The organism is Bacillus sp. FSL K6-3200 (assembly GCF_038630485.1).
Taxonomy (GTDB): domain Bacteria; phylum Bacillota; class Bacilli; order Bacillales; family Bacillaceae; genus Bacillus; species Bacillus safensis.
Window position 1 is genome coordinate 1753816 of record NZ_CP152032.1, and the last position, 25511, is coordinate 1779326.

28 protein-coding genes are annotated in these 25511 nt (G+C 44.1%); 18 read left to right on the forward strand and 10 right to left on the reverse strand.

Features of this window, described 5'->3' with window-relative positions; translation table 11 throughout:
- Positions 1 to 107: 107 nt before the first annotated feature.
- The gene (locus tag MHI60_RS08840; protein WP_144483938.1) at positions 108 to 1181 is read left to right on the forward strand and encodes a chitobiase/beta-hexosaminidase C-terminal domain-containing protein; all 1074 of its coding nucleotides are present in this window, start codon (positions 108 to 110) and stop codon (positions 1179 to 1181) included.
- 54 nt (positions 1182 to 1235) lie between these two features.
- Here the strand turns inward: MHI60_RS08840 and MHI60_RS08845 are convergent, their stop codons facing one another.
- A complete protein-coding gene (locus MHI60_RS08845; protein ID WP_024426411.1) occupies positions 1236 to 2045 on the reverse strand; it encodes a bifunctional hydroxymethylpyrimidine kinase/phosphomethylpyrimidine kinase in 810 nt (269 codons plus the stop codon).
- A gap of 125 nt (positions 2046 to 2170) precedes the next feature.
- A complete protein-coding gene (locus MHI60_RS08850; protein WP_144483935.1) occupies positions 2171 to 2485 on the reverse strand; it encodes a general stress protein in 315 nt (104 codons plus the stop codon).
- Positions 2486 to 2613: 128 nt separating this feature from the next.
- Here MHI60_RS08850 and MHI60_RS08855 point away from each other — a divergent pair, with 128 nt between their 5' ends.
- Both MHI60_RS08855 and MHI60_RS08860 read left to right on the forward strand, forming a co-directional pair.
- The gene (locus MHI60_RS08855; RefSeq protein WP_144483932.1) at positions 2614 to 3441 is read left to right on the forward strand and encodes a glycosyltransferase family 2 protein; all 828 of its coding nucleotides are present in this window, start codon (positions 2614 to 2616) and stop codon (positions 3439 to 3441) included.
- Positions 3438 to 4118, forward strand: coding sequence for a uracil-DNA glycosylase (locus tag MHI60_RS08860; protein ID WP_095409842.1), 681 nt, complete (start codon positions 3438 to 3440; stop codon positions 4116 to 4118). The genes MHI60_RS08855 and MHI60_RS08860 overlap by 4 nt, the downstream gene beginning before the upstream one ends.
- Positions 4119 to 4151: 33 nt before the next feature.
- Here the strand turns inward: MHI60_RS08860 and MHI60_RS08865 are convergent, their stop codons facing one another.
- Positions 4152 to 5510 carry an aldehyde dehydrogenase gene (locus MHI60_RS08865; protein ID WP_144483929.1) on the reverse strand — a complete coding sequence of 453 codons (1359 nt, stop codon included), beginning with the start codon at positions 5508 to 5510 and terminating at the stop codon, positions 4152 to 4154.
- 170 nt (positions 5511 to 5680) lie between these two features.
- On the opposite strand from MHI60_RS08865, the gene MHI60_RS08870 reads away from it, so the two are divergent.
- The 3 genes from MHI60_RS08870 to MHI60_RS08880 all read left to right on the forward strand — a co-directional run bounded on the left by MHI60_RS08870 (position 5681) and on the right by MHI60_RS08880 (position 7796).
- Positions 5681 to 6013 carry a YwdI family protein gene (locus MHI60_RS08870; protein WP_039182322.1) on the forward strand — a complete coding sequence of 111 codons (333 nt, stop codon included), beginning with the start codon at positions 5681 to 5683 and terminating at the stop codon, positions 6011 to 6013.
- Positions 6014 to 6046: 33 nt separating this feature from the next.
- Positions 6047 to 7354 (forward strand): purine/pyrimidine permease, encoded by a 1308-nt coding sequence (locus MHI60_RS08875; RefSeq protein WP_041115438.1) that lies wholly within the window; start codon positions 6047 to 6049, stop codon positions 7352 to 7354.
- Positions 7355 to 7424: 70 nt separating this feature from the next.
- A complete protein-coding gene (locus MHI60_RS08880) occupies positions 7425 to 7796 on the forward strand; it encodes a DUF423 domain-containing protein (RefSeq protein ID WP_144483926.1) in 372 nt (123 codons plus the stop codon).
- A 33-nt stretch (positions 7797 to 7829) separates the two neighbouring features.
- On the opposite strand, the gene MHI60_RS08885 is transcribed toward MHI60_RS08880, so the two are convergent.
- The 3 genes from MHI60_RS08885 to MHI60_RS08895 all read right to left on the reverse strand — a co-directional run bounded on the left by MHI60_RS08885 (position 7830) and on the right by MHI60_RS08895 (position 9978).
- On the reverse strand, positions 7830 to 8447 hold the full coding sequence (locus MHI60_RS08885; RefSeq protein WP_095409839.1) for a cupin domain-containing protein: 618 nt from the start codon (positions 8445 to 8447) through the stop codon (positions 7830 to 7832).
- 129 nt (positions 8448 to 8576) lie between these two features.
- The gene (gene gerQ, locus MHI60_RS08890) at positions 8577 to 9119 is read right to left on the reverse strand and encodes a spore coat protein GerQ (protein ID WP_095409838.1); all 543 of its coding nucleotides are present in this window, start codon (positions 9117 to 9119) and stop codon (positions 8577 to 8579) included.
- A 193-nt stretch (positions 9120 to 9312) separates the two neighbouring features.
- Positions 9313 to 9978 carry a YIP1 family protein gene (locus tag MHI60_RS08895; protein WP_263640243.1) on the reverse strand — a complete coding sequence of 222 codons (666 nt, stop codon included), beginning with the start codon at positions 9976 to 9978 and terminating at the stop codon, positions 9313 to 9315.
- Positions 9979 to 10162: 184 nt separating this feature from the next.
- Here MHI60_RS08895 and MHI60_RS08900 point away from each other — a divergent pair, with 184 nt between their 5' ends.
- The 12 genes from MHI60_RS08900 (at position 10163) to MHI60_RS08955 (ending at position 21214) form a co-directional block, all read left to right on the forward strand.
- A complete protein-coding gene (locus MHI60_RS08900; RefSeq protein ID WP_186437289.1) occupies positions 10163 to 10933 on the forward strand; it encodes a glycosyltransferase family 2 protein in 771 nt (256 codons plus the stop codon).
- 5 nt (positions 10934 to 10938) lie between these two features.
- The gene (locus tag MHI60_RS08905; protein WP_144483917.1) at positions 10939 to 12351 is read left to right on the forward strand and encodes a CDP-glycerol glycerophosphotransferase family protein; all 1413 of its coding nucleotides are present in this window, start codon (positions 10939 to 10941) and stop codon (positions 12349 to 12351) included.
- 21 nt (positions 12352 to 12372) lie between these two features.
- A complete protein-coding gene (locus MHI60_RS08910) occupies positions 12373 to 13551 on the forward strand; it encodes a DegT/DnrJ/EryC1/StrS family aminotransferase (RefSeq protein ID WP_144483914.1) in 1179 nt (392 codons plus the stop codon).
- Entirely contained in the window at positions 13548 to 14423 is an 876-nt protein-coding gene (locus MHI60_RS08915; protein WP_144483911.1) for a GNAT family N-acetyltransferase, read from the forward strand. Before MHI60_RS08910 ends, MHI60_RS08915 begins: the two co-directional genes overlap by 4 nt.
- Before the next feature lies 1 nt (position 14424).
- Positions 14425 to 15552: an N-acetylneuraminate synthase family protein gene (locus MHI60_RS08920; protein WP_144483908.1), complete on the forward strand. Its 1128-nt coding sequence runs from the start codon at positions 14425 to 14427 to the stop codon at positions 15550 to 15552.
- The gene (locus MHI60_RS08925; RefSeq protein ID WP_144483905.1) at positions 15542 to 16282 is read left to right on the forward strand and encodes a glycosyltransferase family protein; all 741 of its coding nucleotides are present in this window, start codon (positions 15542 to 15544) and stop codon (positions 16280 to 16282) included. The genes MHI60_RS08920 and MHI60_RS08925 overlap by 11 nt, the downstream gene beginning before the upstream one ends.
- Positions 16279 to 17307, forward strand: coding sequence for a glycosyltransferase (locus MHI60_RS08930; protein ID WP_095409831.1), 1029 nt, complete (start codon positions 16279 to 16281; stop codon positions 17305 to 17307). The genes MHI60_RS08925 and MHI60_RS08930 overlap by 4 nt, the downstream gene beginning before the upstream one ends.
- Before the next feature lie 2 nt (positions 17308 to 17309).
- On the forward strand, positions 17310 to 18050 hold the full coding sequence (locus MHI60_RS08935; RefSeq protein ID WP_048237714.1) for a sugar phosphate nucleotidyltransferase: 741 nt from the start codon (positions 17310 to 17312) through the stop codon (positions 18048 to 18050).
- Complete coding sequence (rfbB, locus tag MHI60_RS08940) at positions 18047 to 19012, forward strand: dTDP-glucose 4,6-dehydratase (RefSeq protein ID WP_144483902.1); 966 nt, start codon at positions 18047 to 18049, stop codon at positions 19010 to 19012. The genes MHI60_RS08935 and rfbB overlap by 4 nt, the downstream gene beginning before the upstream one ends.
- Positions 19013 to 19015: 3 nt before the next feature.
- Positions 19016 to 19870, forward strand: coding sequence for a dTDP-4-dehydrorhamnose reductase (gene rfbD, locus MHI60_RS08945; RefSeq protein WP_144483899.1), 855 nt, complete (start codon positions 19016 to 19018; stop codon positions 19868 to 19870).
- Complete coding sequence (locus MHI60_RS08950) at positions 19863 to 20318, forward strand: dTDP-4-dehydrorhamnose 3,5-epimerase family protein (protein ID WP_144483896.1); 456 nt, start codon at positions 19863 to 19865, stop codon at positions 20316 to 20318. The genes rfbD and MHI60_RS08950 overlap by 8 nt, the downstream gene beginning before the upstream one ends.
- 104 nt (positions 20319 to 20422) lie before the next feature.
- The gene (locus MHI60_RS08955; RefSeq protein WP_276553819.1) at positions 20423 to 21214 is read left to right on the forward strand and encodes an SDR family oxidoreductase; all 792 of its coding nucleotides are present in this window, start codon (positions 20423 to 20425) and stop codon (positions 21212 to 21214) included.
- A gap of 183 nt (positions 21215 to 21397) precedes the next feature.
- Here MHI60_RS08955 and MHI60_RS08960 read toward each other — a convergent pair whose 3' ends face one another.
- From MHI60_RS08960 to MHI60_RS08975, 4 genes are read right to left on the reverse strand one after another with little or no spacing between them, the layout of a single operon-like run.
- Complete coding sequence (locus MHI60_RS08960) at positions 21398 to 22591, reverse strand: pyridoxal phosphate-dependent aminotransferase (RefSeq protein WP_186437288.1); 1194 nt, start codon at positions 22589 to 22591, stop codon at positions 21398 to 21400.
- Positions 22592 to 22608: 17 nt separating this feature from the next.
- Positions 22609 to 24030 (reverse strand): ATP-grasp domain-containing protein, encoded by a 1422-nt coding sequence (locus MHI60_RS08965; RefSeq protein ID WP_144483890.1) that lies wholly within the window; start codon positions 24028 to 24030, stop codon positions 22609 to 22611.
- 15 nt (positions 24031 to 24045) lie between these two features.
- Positions 24046 to 24807 (reverse strand): SDR family NAD(P)-dependent oxidoreductase, encoded by a 762-nt coding sequence (locus MHI60_RS08970; RefSeq protein ID WP_144483887.1) that lies wholly within the window; start codon positions 24805 to 24807, stop codon positions 24046 to 24048.
- A complete protein-coding gene (locus MHI60_RS08975) occupies positions 24804 to 25511 on the reverse strand; it encodes a cupin domain-containing protein (protein WP_144483884.1) in 708 nt (235 codons plus the stop codon). Before MHI60_RS08975 ends, MHI60_RS08970 begins: the two co-directional genes overlap by 4 nt.

Sequence of the window (25511 nt, forward strand, 5' to 3'; positions counted from 1 at the left end):
TTGTATTCTGCCTGATTATTCAGAAATTTAAATGAAAGCGTTGACATTTCTATTGTCATGATCAATAATAAATAAAAATTCATCTGAGCATGTACAGGAGGAACAATATGAACCATACAACCAAGAAATGCCTGATCACCTTTGTTATTGTCCTATTTTCTATGAGTTTTCTTTTTCCTTCCGTTTCTTCTGCCCGAAATCATACGTCATATGTTGCATCAACGGCTTCAGTCCCATCTGGTCAATATTATCGTTCACAAGAGGTCGCTCTGCATTCTCACGTTCAAAAAGCTTCTCTTTATTACACAACAGATGGCAGCCAGCCGACTACTCAAAGTCAGTTATACAAAAAGCCCATTCATATCGAAACTGATACGACTTTAAAAGTAAGCGTTTACAAGAAAAACCACCGTCTTTCCACGTCTACGTACAATTATCGCTTTGTCACACGAGAGGACATTGCATCATCTTTTTTATCTTTCGAATACAAAGGAATGCCTTACCGTCTGTATATTCCAAAAAACCGTAAGAGGGGTAAAGCCTATCCTCTAGTTCTGTTCTTACATGGAGGCGGGGAGAGGGGAACAGACAATCAAAAGCAGTTACTTGCGAATGATGGTGCAGCTTTATGGGCTTCCCCTGAAGTCCAAAAGAAACATCCTTCGTACGTACTTGCACCTCAGGCGCGAAATGCTGTCGATGGAGGCTTTGCATTAACAAGAAATTCGCAAAATGAAATTGATCTGACGAACGTGTTTCAATTTTCACCAGATTTACACAAAGCTTATGATGTCCTTCAGCATGTGTTAACTTCTTATCAGATTGATCAGAAAAGGATTTATGCGACGGGTTTATCACAAGGGGGATTTGGCACGTACCAGTTGAACATCACATATCCTCGTTTGTTTGCAGCGATGATTCCTATTGCGGGGGGTGCAGATCCAAGCAAGGCAGGAATGTTAGCACACAAGCCAATATGGGCATTTCATGCAGAAGATGATTCCATTATCCCTATCAGCTATGCGAGAAATACAATTCAAGCTATTCAAAAAGCTGGCGGCCAGCCGCTTTATACGGAATACGCAAGCAAGTATGGATATGACCATGCATCATGGACGCCTGCTTATGAGACGCCAGGCTTAACAGATTGGCTGTTTGCACAGAGACGCAGCTTTCGATAATCGATAAACAAAAACCGATTCACCTACTAACAAGGCGAATCGGTTTTTTCTGTTTTATTTGTCAAAACGATGAGCAGAATGCTTTGTTGGTCCGATATATTCGTTTAGCTGGAAAGAGCCTTTGATGGCAGCCGTAATGAATTCTTTTGCTGCATAGATGGCTTCTTTCACGTCTGATCCATTCGCTAGTTCAGCTGTGACTGCTGCTGAGAATGTGCAGCCTGCGCCGTGTGTGTATTCAGTGTCAATTTTATCTGTTTCAAGGCGTTCGAAGGTTTGTCCATCATAAAGCAAATCGATGGCTTTGTCTTCGCTTAGCTTACCGCCTCCAGTGATGACCACATACTTTGCACCAAGTTCGTGAATGCGTTTTGCTGCTTCTTCCATTTGTTCGATCGTTTTAATCTCGCCGATTCCGCTTAATTGACCTGCTTCGAAAAGGTTAGGTGTGATAACGGTTGCCAGTGGCGTGAGCTTTTCACGCAGTGCTTCCGCGTGCTCTGGGTAAAGGACTTCGTTTGCACCCTTACAAACCATAACAGGATCAATGACGACATTTTTAAGGTCGTATGTTTTGATGGTGTCAGCTGCAAGCTCGATCACGTCTACGGTAGGAAGCATACCCGTTTTCAGTGCATCTACACCAATGCCTTCTACAATGGTAGAGAGCTGCGCACGAATCGTCGCCGTATCAATTGGAAACACCTGATGATCCCAATGATTATGTGGGTCCATTGCAACGACAACGGTTAAAGCTGTCATCCCGTAGACGTTTTTTTCTTGAAACGTTTTTAAATCTGCTTGGATACCTGCACCGCCGCTTGAATCCGAACCTGCGATGGTGAGTGCTTTATTCATAGACATAGTTGCTGAACCTCCAATGTGATGTGTAACAGTTATTGTTCTATCCCTTATTATAATCAGCTTTTCCATTTATCACAATGAAACGGCATAAAAAAGCGTTCCTCTCTTCGGAACGCCTCTTTTTCTTATCTTTTCCAAATCACCAATTTCCCTTTTTTCAGTTCATCTAAAAGTGTTAAGGCTAATTCTTGATCGGCGCCAGCTGACATCATTTTGGCCATCAATTCATCATCCCGAGTGCGAATGACATTGGCGACTTGATCCAAAATCCCTTGATCGACCGCAGTCATGCTTTTGGCGTCTGTATACTCCGTTATGGTATCAGAGCGTTCTGGGTCGTACGCAAAAACAAAAACAGCATCCTTTGTTGAACCCGATGAATGAATGTGGTCAATGGTCTTTTTTGCTTCTTTACTATTTTCCACCGTGATATATTCCATCATGATCACTCCTTTTCATCAAAAATTCCCATTTTCCCGTCAAATCAAACCGCCTTTTATATCATGAGAAGAAAGTCAATTTATGTTTTAATGGAAAAAGACGAATCTATTAAAGGAGTAAGTTGCATATGAAGATTTCCTTATTAATTGTGACACATAACCGGCTCAGCGCATTGTGCGAGCTACTTGAATCCATTACAAGACAAACCGTACAGCCTTTTGAAATTGTCGTCGTCAATGATGCAGGAGAGCGAGTCGACATCATTCAGGAACTTTACCCTGAGCTTCCGATCCGCTTGATTCATTTAGATGAGAATGTCCAGCATGTGAATGCCAGAAATGTGGGAGTGCAAGAGCTGACAGGTGACGTCATCATGTTGAGTGACGACGATGATTACTTCACACCTTGTCATATCGAACGCATGAGTAAGGCGCTGGAGGATGCCGATTTTGTCTTTTCTGATGCAGAAATTGTGTCATTTGAAGAAAAAGGCGCGACCCGTTTCCCGTTGTCGAGACGTTTGTTTGCTTATACAGCGGATATTGAGGATATGCGTGTCTTTTCTACATATGTTCCTTCGGGCAGTATGTACAAACGCTGTATACACGATGAGATTGGCTATTTTGATCCAGCGATGCATCATTATTGGGACTGGGACTTCTTTTTACGTGTATCACAGCATGCCCGAGTCAAACGAGTGCCAGCTGCGAGCGTGATCTATGCGTTTTTTGACGGCGGTGGAAATCAGTCTAGTGATCTGGGCGAAACAAGGAAGAACTACTTAGATGATTTAAGTGAAAAGCATGAACTGGGCGACCTGCCGACAGCAAACTTTGCGATATTATTAGAAGAACCAGCGATGAAAAAAAGAGAATCAGAGAGTGAGATTGTGTGGGATGGAAAACCGATGATTTCCAGACTAGCGCAGCAAGTAGAAGGAGGAAAACCACAATGAAGCCATTTTTAAATGATAGCTGGTGGGCTGTGATGAAAAGTGAATTTGAACAGCCATATTATCAGGAATTACGTGAATGGATGAAGGAAGAATATCGCACGCAGACCGTTTTTCCAAAACCAGATGACGTGTATCGTGCCCTTCATTTGACGTCATATGAAAAGGTCAAAGTGGTGATTTTAGGACAAGACCCTTATCATGGCCCAGGGCAGGCACATGGATTAAGCTTTTCTGTTCAGCCGGGCGTCAAACACCCGCCATCTTTGAGAAATATTTTTCAGGAGCTACAGGATGATCTTGGCTGTCCTGTTCCAAACCACGGCTCACTTGTCAGCTGGGCAGAGCAGGGTGTGCTGCTCTTAAACACTGTGCTGACCGTGAGAAGGGGCGAGGCGAATTCTCATAAAGGCAAGGGCTGGGAACGAGTGACTGACCGCGTGATTGATGTGCTGAATAAGCGTGAGCAGCCCGTCGTTTTTGTGTTATGGGGAAGACATGCTCAAAACAAGAAAGAACGCATTGATCAAAACAAGCATTACATCATTGAGTCACCTCATCCAAGTCCTTTTTCTGCAAGAAACGGCTTTTTTGGCAGCCGTCCGTTTTCAAAGGTAAACGCGTATTTAAAGCAAATGGGAACCGAAGAAATCAATTGGTGTATCAAGGATATCGAATGAAAAAAGGACGAGGGGAGGGCCCCTTCGTCCTGTTTATTTTAAAAATTTACGAACCAAGTCGAGTCCGTTTTTCGCATTTGGATAACGGAAGGAAAGATCGAAGCGATTGGTTTGGCGCAGGACGCTTTTTTCATGCGTAAAAGTAAAGAAGCTGTCCTTCCCGTGATATCGTCCCATGCCGCTTTCGCCGACGCCTCCAAATGGCAGGTAAGGTGTAGCGACATGCATAAGCGTGTCATTGATACATCCTCCGCCAAATGAGAGGTTGTCTAGAATATAGGATTCTGTTTCTTTACTTGTCGTAAATAAGTAAAGTGCAAGCGGCTTTGGCCTTGCTTTGATCATATGAACTGCCTCATGCAGAGAATCAAAGGTCATGACAGGCAGAATCGGTCCGAAAATTTCCTCCTGCATGACGGGATCTTCCCATGTGATGTCGTCTAAAATGGTCGGAGCGATTTTGAGCTCCTGTTCATTGCGCTGTCCACCTGTGACGATCGTTCCATTTGATAGAAATTGTGTAAGCCTGTCAAAATGACGCTGGCTGACATTTTTTCCAAAGTACGGATGTGTTTCTGGATGTTCACCATAAAAGTCACGGATACAGGCCGTCATTTCTCGCAAAAGTTCCTCTTTGATGGATTCATGAACGAGCAAATAATCTGGTGCAATGCAGGTTTGCCCTGCATTGGTGAATTTTCCAAAGGTGATCCGCTTCGCTGCCAGCTTGATGTCGGCATCAGGCATGACGATGCTGGGACTTTTTCCGCCAAGCTCAAGTGTGACAGGGGTCAAATGCTTTGCGGCGGCTTCCATGACGACTTTGCCAACTGCCACACTTCCAGTAAAGAAGATATAATCAAAGGGCAGTTTCAGCAGCTCTGTACTGACATCAACACCGCCCTCTACGACAGCCGCATGGTCTTCTTGAAATACACGTTTCATGATCGTGCTGATCACTTGTGAGACTGCCGGCGTCAGCTCAGACGGTTTTAAAATCACGGCATTTCCCGCAGAAATCGCACCGACTAATGGAGAAAGGGCCAATTGGAAAGGATAGTTCCAAGGAGCAATGATGAGCACACTTCCATAAGGTTCCTTGATGATCATGCTTTTTGATCCGATATGAGTCAGCGGTGTTTTCACGCGTTTTGGCTTCGCCCATTTGTGAAGGTGCTTGATGGTATGATTGATTTCTTCATACACGATCCCAATCTCTGTTGTATAGGCTTCCTGTTCGGATTTATGTAAATCATGGGCTAAGGCCTGTAAAATATCCTTTTCATGCTGTTTGATGGCTGCTTTTAAGTCTTGAAGAATGCGGATGCGTTCTTGAACCGCTGGCTTCTGAAAGACTTTTTGTTTCTGAAATAGAGCAGTGAGCTTGTCCATTATTCAATCCTTTCATAGACGATGTTGTTTCTTTTATTATGTGTGAATGAAGATGACGGGTCAAATAAGAGAGTCGTGAGCGCACTGCTTTGAAAAAATGAACCCATTTGGTTTGTTCATTTGGTAAAATAATGTTGAAAAGAGATTTTTTTAGATTGGAGGGTCTACCCTTGAATATTCATATATCAAGCCTGCTTCAAAAAATGGAGGAAGCGGTTCAAAAAGCAAAACAAAGTGGAAATGATGAAGAGGTGAAACGTCAAGTGGCGGCCATTTCTTCACTATGTGATGTCATTCTCGATGCACCATCACAGGTGCAAATGCCGCAGTCGCCGGTCATTTCACCACCTCCATCGATACATACACCATCAGCACCATCTGTGTCTACAGATCAAGCCATGCTGGAGAAACTAATGGGAACAAGTGGTGCGAAGAAATTTCAGCAAAATGATGAGGGTCAAAAAGAGAAGGACGGGAACGGCGACTCTATTTTTGATTTTTAATGGTCTTGTCACGACAAAGGGAAGGTGATCGGTTTGAAACTATTTTTGGGCGCCATTCAGTGGATGGCATTTTTTATCGCAGCTTCTATTGCCGTACCAATTGCGATTGCACAAGCATTTGAATTGAACCAAGTGCAATCGGCGGAGTTAATTCAAAGTACTTTCTTTTCACTTGGTCTTGTGGCAATGGTGCAGTGTTTATGCGGCCATATGCTGCCGATCAATGAAAGTCCAGCAGGGCTTTGGTGGGGTGTGTATACCCTTTATGCCGGCATGACAGGTACAATCTTTGCGACGTATCCTGAAACCCTGCAAGCATTACAAGGGGCTTTAATTTTTAGTGCTGTTTTCTTTTTTATTTTTAGTTTATTTAAAATCATCAATTGGCTCGCGTCTTTATTTACGCCAGTCGTCACAGGCATTTACCTGCTGCTGCTTGTTGTGCAGCTAAGTCAGCCAATCATGAAAGGGCTGATGGGCATCGGCTATCGGGGAAATCAGGTGGACGGGCTTGTCTTTTGCTTATCGATCTTGATTATTATCCTCACTTTCATGATCAGCCGCTCTAAATGGCATTACTTGAGGCAGTTTTCTGTGTTATTCGCACTTGCAGGCGGATGGCTGTTATTCGCTCTACTCGGATTGGCGAAGCCGGTTCGAATTCCAGAACAAATCATCGAGTTTCCGAAGCTGTTTCCATTCGGCATGCCGGTCTTTGACAGTGGATTGCTTGTCACGTCCTTTTTTATAACGATTTTACTCATTGTGAACATGCTGGCAAGTATTCGAATTGTGGAAAGCTCAGTGAAGGCATTTGGTGAACTGCGTGAGCGGAAGAGAGCACGCCCTGCTGGTTTTGTCGCAGCATTTGGTCATTTACTGAGCGGGCTCATCGGTGCGATTGCGCCAGTACCTATTTCGGGGGCAGCGGGATTTATCCAGACAACCAAAATTCCTTCGAGAAAGCCTTTTTTCATAGGAAGTCTGCTTATTGTTCTCATTAGTTTGTTTCCGCTGCTCATGAGCTTTTTCTCTGCATTGCCATCACCTGTGGGGCTGGCTGTAAACTTTGTGGTCTTCTCTTCTATGATTGGGATTGCGATGTCGGAGTTTGATCAGTATGAGAAAGAAGAAGTCCCGCGGATTCGCTTTGTCCTTGGGATTGCTGTTTTAGCAGGCGTAGGGGCGATGTTTGTGCCTCAGGGGGCCTTGAAAGGCATGCATCCAGTGCTCATTTCATTATTAAGCAACGGTCTTGTTCTAGGCACACTCATTGCGATCGTGGTCGATCAAGTCTTGTTACGAAAGAAAAAGAAATCCGACAATCTCGTGTCAACGTAATGGGAAAGTTGAATGTCGCCCTTCACCCGCGCTATGATAAACATAATTGATGAGATAAGGAGAATGACGAATGAAACTATTTTTCATTTTAGGTGCGATTAATGCGTTGCTAGCTGTTGGGCTCGGAGCCTTCGGTGCGCACGGTCTGGAAGGGAAAATCCCTGAAAAATATATAGAAATATGGAATAAAGGTGTTCAATATCAGATGTTCCATGCGATAGGACTATTTATTGTCGCCTTTCTTGCAGATAAGCTATCAGGTGTTTCCCTAGTTCCAACCGCTGGCTGGGTGATGCTTGCAGGCATCCTTTTCTTCTCAGGAAGCCTTTATGTGCTGGCATTGACTCAGGTGAAGATTCTAGGTGCCATTACCCCCATTGGCGGAGTGGCGTTTATTGCCTCTTGGATCATGCTGGTCATAGCAGCAGCAAAAAATTTATAAACCGATGCTCTCATAGGGGCATCGGTTTTTTTCTTAACTCCAGTAAGGGGTATAGTTGGGCGGTGCTTGATAATAAGGGACGTAGTGAGATGGAGGGACAGGATGCGTTTGAGCCTCTTCTTCCCGGTGGCAAAATGGTCCGATAAACACGCTTGGTTTCACCGGCTTTATCGCCTGCTTCCACTGTGTTTCGTTCATGCAATAAGTATGGGCCATGATGTGAGAAGGGGTGAGGGTGAGAAGGTCTGAGCCTAGGATCACTTCAGGTGTAGATGCGTTAAAAATGGCTAACAAATGAGTTCTGTCTTGAAGAGCGACTTCATAGTGCCACCAGCCTTGAGGCACGTTTGCTACCTGTCCAGGTGTGATGGTGTAGGTATGCAGTTTTTTTGTAAATGGATTCAGTATTGATACGGCAGCAGAACCGGCTATACAATAAACAAGCTCTGCGGCATTTTGATGATAATGAGGCTCTACGACTTTGCTTTTACTCAAATATATATCCAGCAGGGACACTCGATCCAACGAGTTTAATTGTTTTTTTCCTAACACATTAATCAGGTTATGCTGATCGTATTTCACAAGGGGGCTTTGATTTAGATCGTATGAAAATTTGACATTTGGTGATGTATAATCCAGCTCAACAGTCATTGATGTCACCTCTAGGCTTTTGATAAAAACTACTAGGCATCTTATGAGCAGCACCCCAGAGGTGTGACAAAAACCTAGACAAAAGAAAAAAGCAAGGGCACCTGAGCCTTGCTTTTGTCATGCTTGACGTTATCTCGGAGAATATGTTGACATCGAATATGGATAATCATATTGAATTTCTCCATCAAACGTAATGTAATCAAGATAGATCGTTAATAGTAAGTATCGTGTTCCTGTCTTATTATCACTAATGATAATGTGGTCACGTCCTGCAGCTTCAATAACGCCTCTAAAAATCTTCGAATTCCATTCTTTACTCGCCTCAAACGTCATATAAATCGTGGCTACCTTGCCGCGGTTCAATCGTAAAATATTTTCAATATAGGACTGCTCAATAGGCAGTTGTCCGGTGACATTCTGCTGGTAAACCGGTCCAGAAGGAATTTGATATGGCTGACCGCCGCCCGGTGTTCCTTGGCCTCCTTGTGAAGTACCGGTAGACGGCATTGGCGAAAACCCCTGCTGCATTTGTCCTTGCATTTGACCCTGCGTTTGGGGAGGGACTGAATAACCCATCTGCTGCGCAGGATACGGATTTGCTCCAAATTGTTGCTGGCGAAAATCTTGACCTTCGAAACCCGAACCTTGCCCAAATTGATTTTTCAATTTCATAACGTTCCTCCTCTTTCCTCATGGTGTTCTAAACAGAAGGCGCTAAAGCACCTGTTGTTTCCATAGCATTCTTTCTCTCTTTCACACTATGAGACAGGAGGGAAGAATATGTACATTGAACGAAAAAAAGGAACTGCTATGCAATTCCTCAGTGTGTAGACAAAGCTTCACATTCTATCGGTACTCGTTCTATTTACATGATCCAGTTTACAGCGTGCTGAACATCAAATAAAAGTGTCACGATGAGAAAAAACGCGGCAGGCGGTGTGATCATAATGATGAAGGCTTGCCATAATCTGAGCTTCATCACAGCGACAATGCCTAAAACAGCCATTCCAAATATCCACGTCTTTGCATATACATCCGTAAGAGTTAAAAGATCGAGATAATACCATACTTCATAATGCTGATCTAAATATGGTGAGATTTTAACAAACGTATACGGACCGAGCATCCCAACTGTGAAAATCCAAGTAAGTGAAAATAAAGCAGAAGGGAAAAAGACCGTCAGTGTGCAGGCTTTGAGTATATCCCGATACGCCGTTTGACAGCCGAAAAAGAGACGGCCTAACCATTTGATCAGGAGGACACCGAAAAATAGAATCATATTGCCTGCCAAAATACCATATCCCGCTCCTTGTAACAGAATAAAAGGGAATGGAATATGATTGCCCATATACTCGCTAAAATACCCTTCATAGATCCAGCCCGTACCGGCGATACTTGCAAGGAGCATCATCAGCCAAATTGGAATATTGGAATGTCGATATGAGCGAATAATCGTTTTTGTCGCGACGAAAATTTTAAAAAATCGAAAAAATCCTTTTACTTCCTCTTCTTGGGAGTGATCATTCTTCATAGCTTCCAATGTTCTTTACTCCTTTAATACACACAAATGATTACTTATATTACCAAAAAGTTCGCATTTTTCAAAGCTAGATCAATAAAAAAATACAATTTTATAAAAAATAGGTCACTCTACAGTCTCTTTAAGAGGAGACACATATGATAAACATAGTTTGAAAGAGACCGAGGTGAAAACTTTGACAAAAGTAACTGTCATTATGACGAGCTACAACAAGGCGGCTTACGTCGGCAGATCGATTGAAGCGGTCTTGAACCAGACGCTGTCAGACTTTGAACTTTTTATCATGGATGATGGATCAAACGAAAAAACCCTTGCCGCGATTGAGCCCTTTCGCAAAGATCCCCGCGTTCATTTTATCCAAAGCGGTGTCAAAACGCTGGAAGAGAGAACAGCGAAAACTCGCTACGCCGTGCTTATTAATCAAGCATTAGAACTGGCAAAGGGCGAGTATATTTCCTATGCCACAGATGACAATGTCTACGCCCCGGACCGTTTAGAGAAGCTCACTCATTATCTAGATGCCAATCCAGATAAAGATATTGTCTATTCTAGTTCTAAAGTGATCTATTTAAATAGCAAAAAAGAGCCAGTGAAGGAAACAATTCGGCCAGCGCAAACAGTGCAATGGAATGCCCCCTGTGCCATAGATCATTGCTCGGTTGTACATCGTGCATCCATTTTATCAAAAATTCATGCTGAATTTGGGTCTTACTGGGACGAGAGTCCGCATTTTTATCGAATAGGGGATGCCCGTTTCTTTTTTCGGTTAAATCATTTTTATCCGTTCTATCCCTTTGATGAAATATTAGATATAAATTACATCACAGAACAGTCCATTCATTATCAGCTGGCAGAAGAAGAGAAAAGTGCCTTTATTCAAGCACTTCCCGAGCAGTCTACCTGCTGGGAGCTCCGCAGTATATTAAAACAAAGATATGGGAGGTGACCTAAGTGTCGCACTATATTCATCATTATTGGCAAGTGTACTTTGAGTATGTGAATCTGATGAAGGATTTGTCCTACAAGCAAATTCCTCTTGGGTTGATCAGTAATTTTTATCAATATATTAGTCCTGAAGTGAGGGAACGCATGGAAGATGAAGCGTTCGGTCAAGAACTGACAACCGCTTGTCCATTACCGGAAGAGATTCAGCCATTTTTTGATCAGCATAAGCAGCAGATCAAGCGTATCTCTTATCGTCCGGCGAATGGAAAGGTATTGCTTCACTTTGAACACCTGCGTTTTACTGAACAAAATTACACCCGGTTCCATCCAAACCAAACGGTGGTGCTCGCTCGCTGGAAGAAGGCGGATTATTTCGGATTACCTGTCATCAGTAAGCCGGAATTAGCCGGAGAGGTTAATAAAGAAGCCCATGCTGAATATATTGAAAAAGCAAATGCTCTCCTTAAACCTTACGCTCACCACCCTGTCTTTGGCAATGTCTTTTTTAGAGAAAAACTACGGAAGGACATTGTGCAATTTATTGATGTCATTGACCAGATAGAAGTGTTATTTCAAATGCAGCCGATTGCAGCTGTCATTGTTGGAACGACGGAGGATGTTTACAGCCGCGTACTCGCTTTGCAAACAGTGAAACGCCAGCTTACGAGTATCTGTCTTCAGCACGGCGCGCTTATGGGAGACGAAGCCTTTTTACCGATTTTTACGACTTGCCATGGGGTGTTTGGAAAGTATGAAAAGGACTGGTATGTAGACAAAGGCTGTCAGCCGGAACAGGTGGAGATCACAGGTCATCCGAGGTTTGATTTGGTGAAGGAGCGAACGCCGCTTCAACAGGATCTCATCTTTCGCAAATTGAATTTCAGCCCGGCTAAAAAGACCGTGCTTGTGGCAACGCAGCCATTTTCTGAGGCTTTCTATGGCGATGTTCTTAAAACGATCGCCAAACGGAAAGACATTCAGCTCATCATGAAGCCGCATCCTTGGGAAATAGCTCGAAATCGATTAAATGACTATGTGTCTATTGAACGAGCGGGAAATCATGTGAAATTGATTAAAAAAGAAATTGACCTGTATGATCTGCTGCCATATGTGGATATCGTGATTACGCTCACATCAACAGTGGGTCTTGAAGCCATGCTTTTTGAAAAGAGTGTGCTGATCGGGAAGATGACAGAAGGCAGAAGATACCCATATTACGAGTCGCTTGGCAGTTATCATATGGAAAACCCTGTTGAACTAGCTGAGAAAGCCATTCGTATTTTGTCGGATGAACAAGAGATGAAACTGGCAAAACAGCAAGGAGCTCAGTTCATTAAACAACATTATCCGCATGCGCGATCTACCGATGTTCTGCTTTCTCTGCTCAAAACAAAAACTGGTATGGATTTTCAGAGATGAAGATAGGGGTGTGCAAGCGATATGGGAAAAAAGAGAGCACAATTTCTTCCTTATGCTCTGCCTTTCATTGAGCAGGAAGAAATTGACGAAGTCATTAGAACATTAAAGTCCGGCTGGCTGTCAACGGGACCAAAAGTAAGACAGTTTGAAGAAGAATTTCAGCAGCTGACCGGTGCAAAACATGCGATCGCTGTCAATTCATGTACGGCTGCTTTATTTTTAGCGTTAAAGGCAAGAGGGATTGGGACTGGGGATGAGGTGATTACAACCCCTCTGACATTCTGCGCAACAGCCAATACGATTATCCATACTGGAGCAGCGCCTGTATTTGTCGATATTGATCCAGCGACACTCAATCTGGATGCAGAGAAACTAGAAGCGGCGATTACACCACATACAAAAGCAATTGTCCCTGTTCATTTTGCTGGTCAATCGTGCGATATGGACCGGATTTTAGCGATTGCCAAAAAGTATGATCTATTTGTACTTGAAGATGCTGCCCATGCTCTTTACACAACGTACCACGGTCAGCCCGTTGGATCCATTGGTGATGCGACCGCTTTTAGCTTTTATGCAACGAAAAATCTAGCGACTGGTGAAGGCGGCATGCTGACAACAAATGATGATGCGCTTGCGGCTCGGATTAGAAGACTAGCGCTCCATGGGATGAGCAAGGGAGCGTGGAATCGTTATGGAGAAAAAGGAACGTGGTATTACGAGGTCGAGGAACCAGGCTATAAAATGAACATGTTTGACGTGCAGGCATCGTTAGGGCTTGTTCAGCTAAGCCGTCTGGATGACATGCAGGCACGGAGAGAACAGATTGCGAAAGCATACAATCAGGCTTTTCAAAAAGAAGCGGGCCTGATCCTGCCGCCTGTACATCAAGAAGGAAGACATGCATGGCATTTGTATGTACTGCAAGTAAATCCAAAAGAAGCATTCATCACGCGTGATGAACTGATTGATCAGCTGCAAAAGGAATATAAAATCGGCACGAGTGTTCACTTTATCCCTGTTCACTTGCATCCATACTATCAACAAACGTATCACTATTCACCAGAGGATTTCCCTAAGTCACTCGCATACTACAAGCAGACGCTCTCACTGCCGCTCTATCCGAGTATGACAGATGAAGATGTGCAGGATGTTATCACAGCGGTGTTGTCTATTTTAAAAGAACAGAAGGCAACATTATGAAGGTCGTTCATGCTGTAGATGATCAGGTGCTGGCCGCTTGGCTGGAGAAATACGGTCAACAAGCGGAACAAATGAATGGCTTCAAGCAATTTGCTCTTGTCAATGGCGCTCAGCTCAAAGCGGTCCTGTTATATGAATGGTCAAAATGGGAAAGCGGCATTTTTGACCAGCACATTTTTCATGTGAAGTTTGCGGAAGCTGAGTCAGCTCCTGCTTTTCAGGAATTGATGGAGCGTTTCATCAATTGGATGAGAACAGAAAAATGCGATTTTTTCTTTTTACGACTTGAAGCGGCGGATGTTGAAAAAAACCGCATCGTCCAAAGGCTGTCACATGTGTACTATGTGGGCGGTCTCACTCGTCTTGAGGCGCCGCCTGTTCAAATGGAGATGCCAGCTACAGATGAAGATGTGGTCATCAGTCTGCCGGATGAAAAGGATTACGATGAGGCGGTGTCACTTGCTCATCAGGCTTTTATGAAAAGCCGGTATGCACTGGATCCTTTTTTAGATCAGAATGCCGTCCAGCATTTCTTTCAGGAATGGATGAGAAACAATTTACTCGGACGTGCAGAGATCAATCTCGCGGCAAAGGTGAACGATGAAGTCATTGGTTTGATTCAAGGGGTGGCAAAGGGCGATGAACTGGTACTTGATTTATTGTCCATTAGACCGGATGCACAAGGAAAAGGGATCGGAAAAAAGCTGGTTATGGCAATCATAAATGCCTCTTATGAGAGAGGTCATCGGTTTATGTCTGCCGGAACTCAGATGCATAACACAACCGCGATTCAGCTGTACGAAAAGCTGGGCTTTAGAACAAAAAATGCCTTCTTGTATTACCATGTGTGGCCGAAAAAAGGAGAGAGGTAAGATGGCGCATTTCTATATTGGAGATCGCAAAGTGGGGGATGGTGCGCCTGTCTTTATCATTGCAGAGGCAGGCATTAACCATGATGGAAAACTGGATCAGGCGCTTGCTTTAATTGATGTGGCAAAAGAAGCAGGTGCCGATGCGGTGAAGTTTCAAATGTTTCAAGCTGATCGGATGTATCAAAAGGAACCGGGTTTGTACGAAACAGCCAAGGGAGAAGAGGTGTCCATTTTTTCTTTAGTGGAACAAATGGAGCTGCCGCCAGAATGGCTCCCGGTGTTATTGTCACGCTGCGCGGAAAAAGGCCTGATATTTTTAAGCACAGTGTGTGACGAAGAATCTGCGGATCTATTAAATCAAACCGATCCGCCGGCTTTCAAACTGGCATCCTATGAAATCAATCATTTGCCTCTTATGCGTCACACGGCATCTTTTCAAAAGCCCATCATTTTTTCAACAGCCGGGGCAACCATTTCAGATGTCCATGAAGCATATGAGGCAATTACAAGCGAGCAAAATAATCAGCAGGTCGCTATCATGCATTGCGTAGCAAAGTATCCAGCACCTAGAGCTTACACGAACCTGCGTGTGCTTCAAACCTTAGCTGCGGCATTTCCCGAGGCAGTCATTGGCTTTTCTGATCATAGTGAGCATCCAACTGAAGCGCCTGTGGCCGCTGTGAAGCTTGGGGCAGCAATCATTGAAAAGCACTTTACTGTCGATAAAACGTTACCTGGGGCTGATCATTCCTTTGCTCTTGATCCTGAAGAATTGAAGGAAATGGTTCAGCATATTCGAGCGGCAGAAAAGCAGCGGAATCTAACAGAAGCTGACACTCATTCAGTGCCAGAGGAGCTCCTTGGCAGTTCTTATAAAACAACAACAGCCATTGAAGGCAAGATTCGTGAATTTGCGTATCGAGGAATTTTTACGACAAAAGGCATTGCAAAGGGCGAGACATTGACTGCGGAAAATCTAGCCGTGTTACGCCCAGGACAAAAAAGCCAAGGTCTGCATCCGCGGTATATGGCGGTTTTACTTGGCGCAAAGGCAGTCAGAGATATCCCAGCCCATACAGGGGTTTCGTGGAAAGATGTACTCGTGCAGGAGACGTCAAATGATCAATGATGTGCTCTTTGTCATACAGGCGAGAATGGGCTCAACAAGGCTGCCAAAAAAGGTGATGAAACCGATCGGCGGTATGGCGCTGATCGACCTGATTGTTGAACGGGTAAAGCAATCAGCTCATTACAATCACAAAACGCAGAACCTCATGATCGCCACAACAGTTGAGGCAGAAGATGATCTGCTGGCTCATTATTGTTTATCAAAGGGCTGTAAAGTATTTCGTGGCAGTGAGACGGATGTACTGCAGCGATTTGCGCAGATTGTCCGGCATTTTGAACCGCAAACCATTGTGCGTTTAACGGGAGATAACCCATTTATAGATCCGGTCCTTTTGTCGAAAATGCTTGAAAAACATAGACAAGAGAAGGCTGATTACACGTATACGACTGGAACGCCACTCGGTATTTCCGGGGAAATGATCAACGCACCAATTTTAAGTGAAATCGACAATTTTCCCCTTACGCAGCCAGAGCGTGAGCATGTCACGCTCTATATCAGAAAGCATCCTGAGCAATTTCATCTGCAATTATTCACACCGCCCAAAGAACTTGCATATCCTGCTTATCGATTCACGATAGATACAGAAGAAGATTACGTGTTTGCCACCCATTTATTAGAGAAAGCCGGTGGCTCCATTGCTGTGCCGACAGCTGAGCTCATCACCATTTGCGAACAAGATCCTGATATTGTTCGGTTGAATCAATTTGTGAAACAGAAGGATGCTGAATGAACAAGAAAATCATGATTGTTGTGTATGGTGGTTTTTTAAGAGGGATGGGGCATGTCGTCAGAATGAAACGGCTGGCAAATAAACTGCTTCAAGAAGGAAACGACTTATATTTCTATACAAATGAACAGATCTGTGTAGAAATGCTCTCAGGTCCAGATTGGCACGTTCATTTGGTGCAAGAGTCGAAGGCATTCCTTCAGATGGAGCAGGACATAAAAGAGCTGAATCCTGCTCTTCTGTTGATTGATGTACTTGATTGTGACCTTCAATTTCTTCGATTGGTCAAAGCGTCCTCCGGCCCTGCAAGGCTGGTCTTATTCGAAGAAAAAAGAGCAGAAGCCTGTCAGCTTGCCGATGCTGTCGTGAACGGCATTTATGGTGGTCTGGACGAAAAGCACATGCAAGTAGATGGGACAGAATATTTTTATGGAACACCTTATTTATTGTTAGATCAAGAGATAAGCCGATTAAAAGACACATATGAGGTTCGAAAAGAATGCAAAAAGGTGGTCATCAGCCTTGGGGGCAGTGACCCGCGCGGATTGTTATCAAAGGCTGTATCAGCACTCCTCGAAGCTGACCACTTACACATTCTAGCGGTTACAGGAAAAGCCTCCCGCATCGAGGAACAAATAGAGGCTGAGCATATTCAATTCATTCGTCATACAGATCAATTACCTGCGCGTCTCTCGGAAGCTGATCTGGCAATAGTTGCTGGCGGGATGACATTATACGAGGCAGTTTGTATCGGAGTGCCCAGTATTGTCCTTTCACAAGTAGACCACCAAGCAGTGACAGCCGCTCGTTTTGCGCAAAAGGGAGCCTGCCGCCATCTTGGATTAGGTGAACTTGTGGATGAAAAAGATATACGGTGCGCTGTGGAAAGACTGTCCAGCAGCTACTTTCTCCGCAGGAGTATCCATCTCAATGGACGGACACTCATTGATGGAAAAGGAACTGAACGAGTGAAAAACATTCTTATACACCTCATGAATCATCACCAAAAAGAACATAAGGATGTGTAGATGTGAAGGGAGTTATTTTAGCAGGAGGAAAGGGATCACGACTGGCGCCTTTAACGAAGATTTTCAATAAACATTTATTGCCGGTTGGTCCATATCCGATGATTTATTGGTCATTGTTCAAATTGAAGGAAGCAGGGATTTTAGATGTGATGGTCATATCACAAGAAGAACAAATCCCCCTGTTTCAGAAGCTGTTTGAAAGCGATCAGGAACTTGGGATGAACATCGTATATCAGGTGCAGCCTGAAGCGTCTGGGATATCAGACGGTTTATCCTATGCAAAGCCCTTTGTAGAAAAGGAGAAGTTTGTGCTGATGCTTGGTGACAATGTATTTGAGGATTCGCTAAGCCCTTTTGTTGAAGCTTTTCAGCAGCAAGAAAGTGGAGCCAAGGTTCTGTTGAAAGAAGTGGCAGATCCAAAGCGGTTTGGCATTGCAGAAATTGATGCCACGCGTCAACAGATTCTATCAATAGAGGAAAAGCCGGAGCATCCGCGCTCATCCTACTGCGTCACGGGCATCTATTTTTATGATCAAGAAGTTTTTCAATATATTGAGAGAATCTCGCCGTCAGATCGAGGCGAATTAGAGATTACAGACGTGAACAATCTCTATATCTCAAATAGCCAGCTGACCTATGATATGTTAAAAGGGTGGTGGATTGATGCAGGAACACATGAATCTCTCCACCAAGCATCTGCGAAGATGTTTGAAACGATGAAGAAAAAAGAGGGATCCGAATGACGAAGTCTTATTTAATTACAGGCGGAGCGGGTTTTATCGGACTGAATTTTGTGAAGCTGATGCTTCAGGATGCAGATGTCCGGCTCACCGTTTTTGATAAATTAACGTATGCCAGTCATCCAGAGGAGATGGATGAATTATTAAAGTTGTCTCATTTTCGTTTTATTCAAGGGGATATTACCCTTCAGCATGAGCTGGATCAAGCATTTGACGAAGTCTATGATGCGATCATTCACTTTGCGGCAGAATCGCATGTTGATCGCAGCATTGAATCGGCAGAGCCTTTTATTCAAACAAATGTCCTCGGAACGTATCGTATGCTTGAAGCGGTCTTAAAAGGAAAGGCGAAAAAGCTCATTCATATTTCAACAGATGAAGTATATGGAGATTTGGAGCCAGATGATCCTGCTTTCACAGAACAAACACCACTTTCACCGAATAATCCTTATTCAGCAAGCAAGGCAAGTTCAGACCTGCTTGTGAAATCCTATATCCACACTCACCAATTACCCGCGATGATTACACGATGCAGCAACAATTACGGACCGTATCAGCATGAGGAAAAATTAATACCGACGATTATTAGAAAAGCAGTCAATGGAGAGAAAATACCGATTTATGGAGACGGCCAGCAAATTCGCGATTGGCTGTATGTAGAGGACCATGCGAGAGCTGTGAAGCAGGTGCTCGAAAACGGCACAGCCGGGCAGGTATACAATATTGGCGGCGGCAACGAGAAAACAAATCTCGATTTGACCAAAACCATTCTATCGCAGCTCGGGATCAGTCATGATCAAATTGCGTTTATTCAAGACCGAAAAGGACATGACAGACGGTATGCCATTAATGCCAGTAAGCTAAAAGGCGAGCTCGGCTGGACGCAGGAGACGTCATTTGAAAAAGGTATCGAAAAAACGATCAATTGGTATCGAACCAAATACGATCAGAGCGAAGAAGGGTGACGGATGAAAGTTTTAATCACTGGTGCAGGCGGCCAATTAGGGAAAGAATTGAGCAGACAGCTCAAGGATAAAGACATGACCGTCATTGCCTTAACGAGGAGTATGCTCAATATCGCAGACCAGCAGGCAGTCAGACATGCGATGAGACACTTTCAGCCTGATATTGTTGTCAGTGCAGCAGCCTATACATCTGTTGATCAGTGTGAAACAGAAACGGAAAAGGCGTATCTTGTGAATGGCATTGGCGCCTACTATACAGCCCTGGAAGCAAAGCGCGCAGGCGCTGATGTGTTACATGTCAGTACAGATTATGTGTTTGACGGGCAGGCGGACACCCCTTACCAAATCGATGCACAGGCAGATCCTCAAACCATTTATGGAAAGAGTAAGAAGCTTGGTGAGGAATTGATTCAGCTTGTGTCAGACGAAGTGAAAATCATTCGTACCTCGTGGCTTTACGGACATGAGGGGCATAACTTTGTGAATACCATTCTTCGGCTCGCTGAAACGAAGGATCATTTGCGCATTGTGAACGATCAAATAGGGTCTCCTACTTATACAAAGGATGCAGCCGAGGCCTTGATTCATTTGTTTGATCAAAAGGCAGGCGTATATCATGTCAGTAATCGAGAAAGCTGTTCCTGGTTTGATTTTGCGTCAGAAATTGTGATGAAAAGCGGCCTGACCGCCACAATTGAGCCGATTTCCACGGAAGAGTACGGCTTCCAAACGCCTCGCCCAGCCTATTCTGTCTTAGATCTTCAAGCGATTGAAGCCACAGGCTGGCAGCCGAGGCATTGGAAGGATGCACTTTACGAATATTTGCAGAAAGAAGGGAGATGGCAACAGAATGATTGATGGTGTTCAAACGAAAAAACTCATGAAACATTGTGATGACCGCGGCTTTTTTGCAGAGCTCATTCGAGATGATGAACCGATGCTGAAACGTTTTGGGCAGGCGTCATGGTCGAAAAGCTTTCCAGGCGTGATCAAAGCCTTTCATTATCATGAAAAACAAGACGACGTTTGGTTCTTCCCCGCAGGTTATGCACAGGTCGTGTTATATGATTTGCGTGAGGACTCTCCCACAAAGGGGCAAACCGATGTGTATTATATGGGGGAAGATAATCCGATGCTGCTTCTCATCCCAAAGGGTGTCGCGCATGGCTATCGTGTACTAGGTGAGACGCCGCTGCAAATTGTGTATTTCACAACAGAATCGTATGACCCGAAAAGCCCAGATGAAAAGAGAATCGCTTGGAATGACGAAACGATCGGGTTTAATTGGGAAACGACATTTAAATAGAGAACGGGGGGCCTTTCGCAGGAGAAAGGTCTTTTTTTGTTGAAATACATTCTATATGTGTCATTTTATGTATATGTACTAAGCTGATAAGAAAAGGGATGTGGATGAGTTTGTCTAAAAGAATTGCATTTGTAACAGGAGCAAGTACAGGGATTGGAAAGGCCATCGCCATAAAGCTTGCCGCTCAAGACAATGTAAAGGTCATCATCAATTCTAGAAATCAATCCTCGCTAGAAGATGCGCAGCAGCACATTGGGCGTATGGCAGAAACAAAGGAGCCGGTGGCTCTTTTCTGTGGCGACATGTCAGATGATAGGGTGAGGGCTGAGGCTTTTACGGAAATAGAAAAAGAGTTTGGCAGACTGGATGTGTTGATTAATAACATTCCAGGGGGGAAGCCGGATACCTTTGATTCATGTGACAGCGAGCAGATGATGGCAGTATTTTCTCAAAAAGCCATTGCGTACATTGATACGATGAAGCGTGCGGCAGCGATGATGAAACGACATGAGTATGGCCGGATCATTCAAATTGTCGGGAACCTATGGAAGGAACCCGGTGACCAAATGTTTACGAACAGTATGATGAATGCAGCGATTATCAATGCTAGTAAAAATGCTGCCACACAGCTTGCACCTTCAGGGATCACAGTGAATTGTTTAAACCCAGGATTTATTGCTACAGATCGGTATGAACAATTTATCGAAAACATGATGCGTAAACAGGCATTATCGCGGGAAGAAGCTGTACAGGCTGTAGCGTCAGGAATTCCAATGCAACGAGTGGGATCAGCAAGTGAAATGGCTTCATTGGCCGCTTTTATCGCATCAGAGGAAGCCTCCTATCTTACAGGGCAACAAATATCTGTCGATGGTGGTTCGATGAAAAGTATATAGCATCAAAAAACCCTCGCATTCGGTGTCAGGTCTGCGAGCCGATGCTCACGAATGTCAAATTCGCTCCGCAAAGGTAGCCGTCCTTCCTAGACTGCAAAGGTTTTCTATCACACTGAAAAGAAGACAAAGGGCTAAAATCAAGATCATTTTAGCCCTTTGTCAACAATCTGCATAAAAAACCCGCTATATGCGGGTTTTTTGATTAAAGCGAATCGGAAGGATGCGAAGCCGGTCGATAAACAGGGCAAGCTGTTCAATTGGAGCAACCATTGAGATGCGGACATGACGGCTTCCATGTGCTCCAAACACACCCCCAGGCGTGACAACGACATCAGTATGTTCGAGTAAATAGTCAGCAAATGCATGAGAATGTTCAAAATCATCAGGGATTGGAGCCCATAAATAAAAGGCGCCAGCTGGACGTTCGATGGACCATCCTAGCTGTTTTTCTGCCTGACGGATGAAGAAGTGAATTCGTTCAAGGTAGACCTCTTTTAATGATTGTATGTGACTGTCATCACTTTGCAAGGCGACGGTTGCTGCTTGTTGAAATCCGCCATACATACTGACAAACACATGATCTTGGAAGGCGTTAATGGCTTGGATGATGTCCTCATTACCTACAGCAAAAGCGACTCTCCATCCTGCCATATTAAATGTCTTGGATAGAGAATATAATTCCACTCCTACGCTTTTCCCAAGAGGAGCGTTCAGAAAGCTTACTGGTTTTTGATCATAATGAAATGAACCATAGGCAAAATCATGAATGACATGCAGTCCGTGAGCTGAGGCAAATTCAGCAGTCTCTTCAAAAAATGCATCATTTGCCACAGCACCTGTTGGGTTATTCGGATAATTTAAGAAAAGAACCTTTGCCTTTTTTAGCACCTCCGGATCAATTGAAGAGAGATTAGGCAAATAGCCATTTTTCGATTCAAGTTTGATGCAGTAGGGCTTTGCGTCTGCCATCAAGATCCCAGAATGATATTCTGGGTATCCTGGATCGGGGACGAGGGCAACGTCCCCAGGGTCAAGCAGACACTGACTCATGACATAAAGGCCTGTTTTTCCCCCATTAAAAAGGGCCACTTCTTTCTGTGGGTCTATCTCAGTGCCGAACTCCTTTTTGTAGAAATCTGCAATGGCTTGCTTGAAAAAGTCGAAGCCTCTAAAAGGTGCATATTGCTGAAATTGCAAAGTGCCTGCTGCCTCTTGAAGGGCGCTTACGATATGTGCAGGAGTAGGAAGATCAGGATTTCCCTGACCAAGGTTTATGATGTTCGCTCCGTTTTGTGCTTTTTGCGCAATTTTCTCAAATACGGTTCCAAATTTCTGTTCTGGCAGCCGTTCAATTATGTTAGATGGTAAGATCTCCACCACGTTACCCTCTCTTTCTATCCCTTCACTAATTCATCCATTAACTGAATAGCAGCTTGCTTCTGTAAGTTGCGGATGGATGCGGCAACATCCTGTGAGGATGACCCTTTTAATTCAAGTGACACGATGCTGTTAAAGGCTTCAAATAAAGATAGATCCACAAAGGTGCCTTTGGATGGGACGGATTCACTGACGATCACAGTATCTCCAACTAAAGCATCCTGAGGAATATGGATATGATCAATGGTGATATGTGTGGCCTCTGCCGGTATGTGCCCGCTTTCTTTGAAATGCTGAGGGTACAAATGGCAGTCTGCTATATAATGCGTATGTCCAGAAAGCAGCTCTTTTGGCAGCTCCGCTTTTTTTCCATCGACTAATACATCGATCAGCAGCTTGGCCATATCCACCCCAAACACTTTTTTGATATTCGGAATCATATTCCAGCCAGCAAATCTAGCTGCGGATTCGATCAGTCCTGTTTCTCGATTTTTCATGAGCTTGATCTCTGTATGGGTCGCGCAGTTTTCAAGGCCTAGCCCTTCATTTGCCTTCTTAGCTGCCTCAATGATGATTTGTTGGGCTTCATTGTCTAGGATCGAGGGAGTAATATGGGCCGTTTCTGTAAAACCGATTTGAGGGGTCTTGTCATGAATGACAAAAGGGATAAATTCTCCCTCCACGACTAATCCTTCTACACTGACATAATCAGAATAGCCATCCTCTTGATACCAATCCTCGTAAGCACCCTCTAAATACGTTTCAGCGACAAATGGTGCTTCATATGTCACAGCGTTTGGGACGGGAATCGTTTGCAAGTAGGATTGTACATTTAAAAAGAGATCATCACTGCCGGCTCTGTCATGAAAAAGGGTCACGCCAATGGAGCTTGCTAAATATGTAGGCTTTAAAATAAGCGGTGTCCCGATATGTTCAATGGCTTGCTGGAAATCAGCTAAGGTCGTGACAGGCTGAGTTTTCACCGCTTTGACACCAGCAGCGTTGAATGCAGCCCTCATTTGACTTTTATCACGTGCCATTTCAGCTGCTTTTACCCCAGCGCCGCGCAGCCCCAGCCGCTCAGCTGCTTTTGCCATTGGTGCAATGAATAATTCATTATTGGTGGTGATGGCATCAGCTTTGAAAAAGGAAGCCACACGGACTAGGTCATCTACCACTTCTTCCTCTGATTTCAGATAATCATCATGTGCCCAGTAAATAGAATCAGGGTGTTCAAAAGAAGGGTGTGTCTCAAAATAATCACGATCTTTGATGACGGCAATGGAGTATTTTTCGATTAGTTCAGCGTGACCCTTTGTAATGGCAAAGGGTCTCGGGATATAAGAAACGATATGATAAGATGACGCCACGCTTTCATAAAACATATGGGGCGGGCATCCTCCTAAGTCAGCGATGACAAGTACGGTTTTTTTCTTCAATGAAAGCACTCCTTTTTATCTAGCGGTGTAACCGCCATCTACTGTGACAACACTTCCAGTCATATAGCTGGATAGATCAGAGGCGAGAAACAGCATCACGCTCGCAATTTCTTCGGGTTTTCCGAGACGAAGTAATGGGTTCACCTTTGCTTTTTCCTTTTTGACAGCCTCAAGACTTTCTGAATGATTGTCTAAAAAGGATTTTTCATTTAATGGCGTATCAATGATGCCTGGGGCGATACAATTCACCCTGATTTGATGAGCGGCATAGTCGATCGCCATAGATTTGGTGAGCTGGATGACACCGCCCTTCGTTGCGTTGTATGCAGGAATGTCAGGCCAGCCAACGAGACCTCCGACAGATCCGGTATTAATAATACTTCCGCTTTTCTTCTCAAGCATATGCGGCAATGTATGCTTACTCATGAGAAATACACCAGTCAGGTTGACCTGTAGAATGTGGTTCCAATCTTCCAGTGTCATCTCGTGAACAGGTGAGACAATTTCGATGCCTGCATTGTTTATCAAAACATCAATTGTCCCGAATTGGCTCAGCACGGATTGAACGGTTTTTTGACAGTCAGACTCATTCGTAATATCTGTTTTGAAAAACGCAGCATGTTCATGAGGCAATGATTCAACGAGTTGTTTACCGCTGTCTTCATTGATATCAGCCACTGCTACTTTTGCTCCGTGCTCAAGGAAAAGCTTGACGGCGGCAAGCCCAATCCCAGACGCACCTCCTGTAATCAGGACGACTTTTCCAGCAATGTTCATTTCTTCACCTTAGACGCTTTTGGCTTTAAGCGGTTATAGCGTGGAGGGAAGAAGAGATTAATAGACTTTGATGCTTCTGGCTTCGGATTAATGGCGCCGTGATCTTCTTTTGGATCACAGAAGTAGGTCGTGCCAAATTCCATCTTTTCTGTAAAGCCTTCAATCGTCATATCGTACCCACCGCTAATGCAAATCCCAATTTGTTCATTGCGGTGCTTATGAAAAGGCATTTCCCCGCCATTTCCCGGAATGTTGGCAATCATAAGCTCCATCCAGTCCTCCACAAAAAAAGTCACTTCCATGCCAGGAAGTAAATCACGCGTTTTGAAAATGTCTAAGAAATAAGTAGGAGGAGCCGTATATTCTTCGCCATCTTTTAATCTCTTAATATCAATGGCGATCACTTCTTCATCTGTCAGATTCGATGCGCCGTGAGGAACGAATGGTGGTGCAATATAGGCTGATTCTAATGGGGTGAGCAATTGGGTCGATTGGCCGACCGTCATTTGAAGCTCGCCTTTTAATACGATGCCGATTTGTGCTTCTGGATGCTCATGAGGTTCGATGACCGTGTGAGGAGGGACGTGTGAAATTAACACTTCCGTATCGCCTCTGACAGTAGAATATTGGATGACACCATTATCCCATTCTCGTTTTTTCGCTTGAGGAAAATATAATTCTTGCACCTTTTGTTCAGTTGTCAT

What these genes read in the sequence shown, in the direction of transcription:
- MHI60_RS08840 (WP_144483938.1), top strand. Translation starts at nt 108, where the DNA reads ATGAACCATACAACCAAGAAATGCCTGATCACCTTTGTTATTGTCCTA.
- MHI60_RS08845 (WP_024426411.1), bottom strand. Translation starts at nt 2,045, where the DNA reads ATGTCTATGAATAAAGCACTCACCATCGCAGGTTCGGATTCAAGCGGC.
- MHI60_RS08850 (WP_144483935.1), bottom strand. Translation starts at nt 2,485, where the DNA reads ATGGAATATATCACGGTGGAAAATAGTAAAGAAGCAAAAAAGACCATT.
- MHI60_RS08855 (WP_144483932.1), top strand. Translation starts at nt 2,614, where the DNA reads ATGAAGATTTCCTTATTAATTGTGACACATAACCGGCTCAGCGCATTG.
- MHI60_RS08860 (WP_095409842.1), top strand. Translation starts at nt 3,438, where the DNA reads ATGAAGCCATTTTTAAATGATAGCTGGTGGGCTGTGATGAAAAGTGAA.
- MHI60_RS08865 (WP_144483929.1), bottom strand. Translation starts at nt 5,510, where the DNA reads ATGGACAAGCTCACTGCTCTATTTCAGAAACAAAAAGTCTTTCAGAAG.
- MHI60_RS08880 (WP_144483926.1), top strand. Translation starts at nt 7,425, where the DNA reads ATGAAACTATTTTTCATTTTAGGTGCGATTAATGCGTTGCTAGCTGTT.
- MHI60_RS08885 (WP_095409839.1), bottom strand. Translation starts at nt 8,447, where the DNA reads ATGACTGTTGAGCTGGATTATACATCACCAAATGTCAAATTTTCATAC.
- gerQ (WP_095409838.1), bottom strand. Translation starts at nt 9,119, where the DNA reads ATGAAATTGAAAAATCAATTTGGGCAAGGTTCGGGTTTCGAAGGTCAA.
- MHI60_RS08895 (WP_263640243.1), bottom strand. Translation starts at nt 9,978, where the DNA reads ATGAAGAATGATCACTCCCAAGAAGAGGAAGTAAAAGGATTTTTTCGA.
- MHI60_RS08910 (WP_144483914.1), top strand. Translation starts at nt 12,373, where the DNA reads ATGGGAAAAAAGAGAGCACAATTTCTTCCTTATGCTCTGCCTTTCATT.
- MHI60_RS08915 (WP_144483911.1), top strand. Translation starts at nt 13,548, where the DNA reads ATGAAGGTCGTTCATGCTGTAGATGATCAGGTGCTGGCCGCTTGGCTG.
- MHI60_RS08920 (WP_144483908.1), top strand. Translation starts at nt 14,425, where the DNA reads ATGGCGCATTTCTATATTGGAGATCGCAAAGTGGGGGATGGTGCGCCT.
- MHI60_RS08925 (WP_144483905.1), top strand. Translation starts at nt 15,542, where the DNA reads ATGATCAATGATGTGCTCTTTGTCATACAGGCGAGAATGGGCTCAACA.
- MHI60_RS08930 (WP_095409831.1), top strand. Translation starts at nt 16,279, where the DNA reads ATGAACAAGAAAATCATGATTGTTGTGTATGGTGGTTTTTTAAGAGGG.
- rfbB (WP_144483902.1), top strand. Translation starts at nt 18,047, where the DNA reads ATGACGAAGTCTTATTTAATTACAGGCGGAGCGGGTTTTATCGGACTG.
- rfbD (WP_144483899.1), top strand. Translation starts at nt 19,016, where the DNA reads ATGAAAGTTTTAATCACTGGTGCAGGCGGCCAATTAGGGAAAGAATTG.
- MHI60_RS08950 (WP_144483896.1), top strand. Translation starts at nt 19,863, where the DNA reads ATGATTGATGGTGTTCAAACGAAAAAACTCATGAAACATTGTGATGAC.
- MHI60_RS08955 (WP_276553819.1), top strand. Translation starts at nt 20,423, where the DNA reads ATGAGTTTGTCTAAAAGAATTGCATTTGTAACAGGAGCAAGTACAGGG.
- MHI60_RS08970 (WP_144483887.1), bottom strand. Translation starts at nt 24,807, where the DNA reads ATGAACATTGCTGGAAAAGTCGTCCTGATTACAGGAGGTGCGTCTGGG.
- MHI60_RS08975 (WP_144483884.1), bottom strand. Translation starts at nt 25,511, where the DNA reads ATGACAACTGAACAAAAGGTGCAAGAATTATATTTTCCTCAAGCGAAA.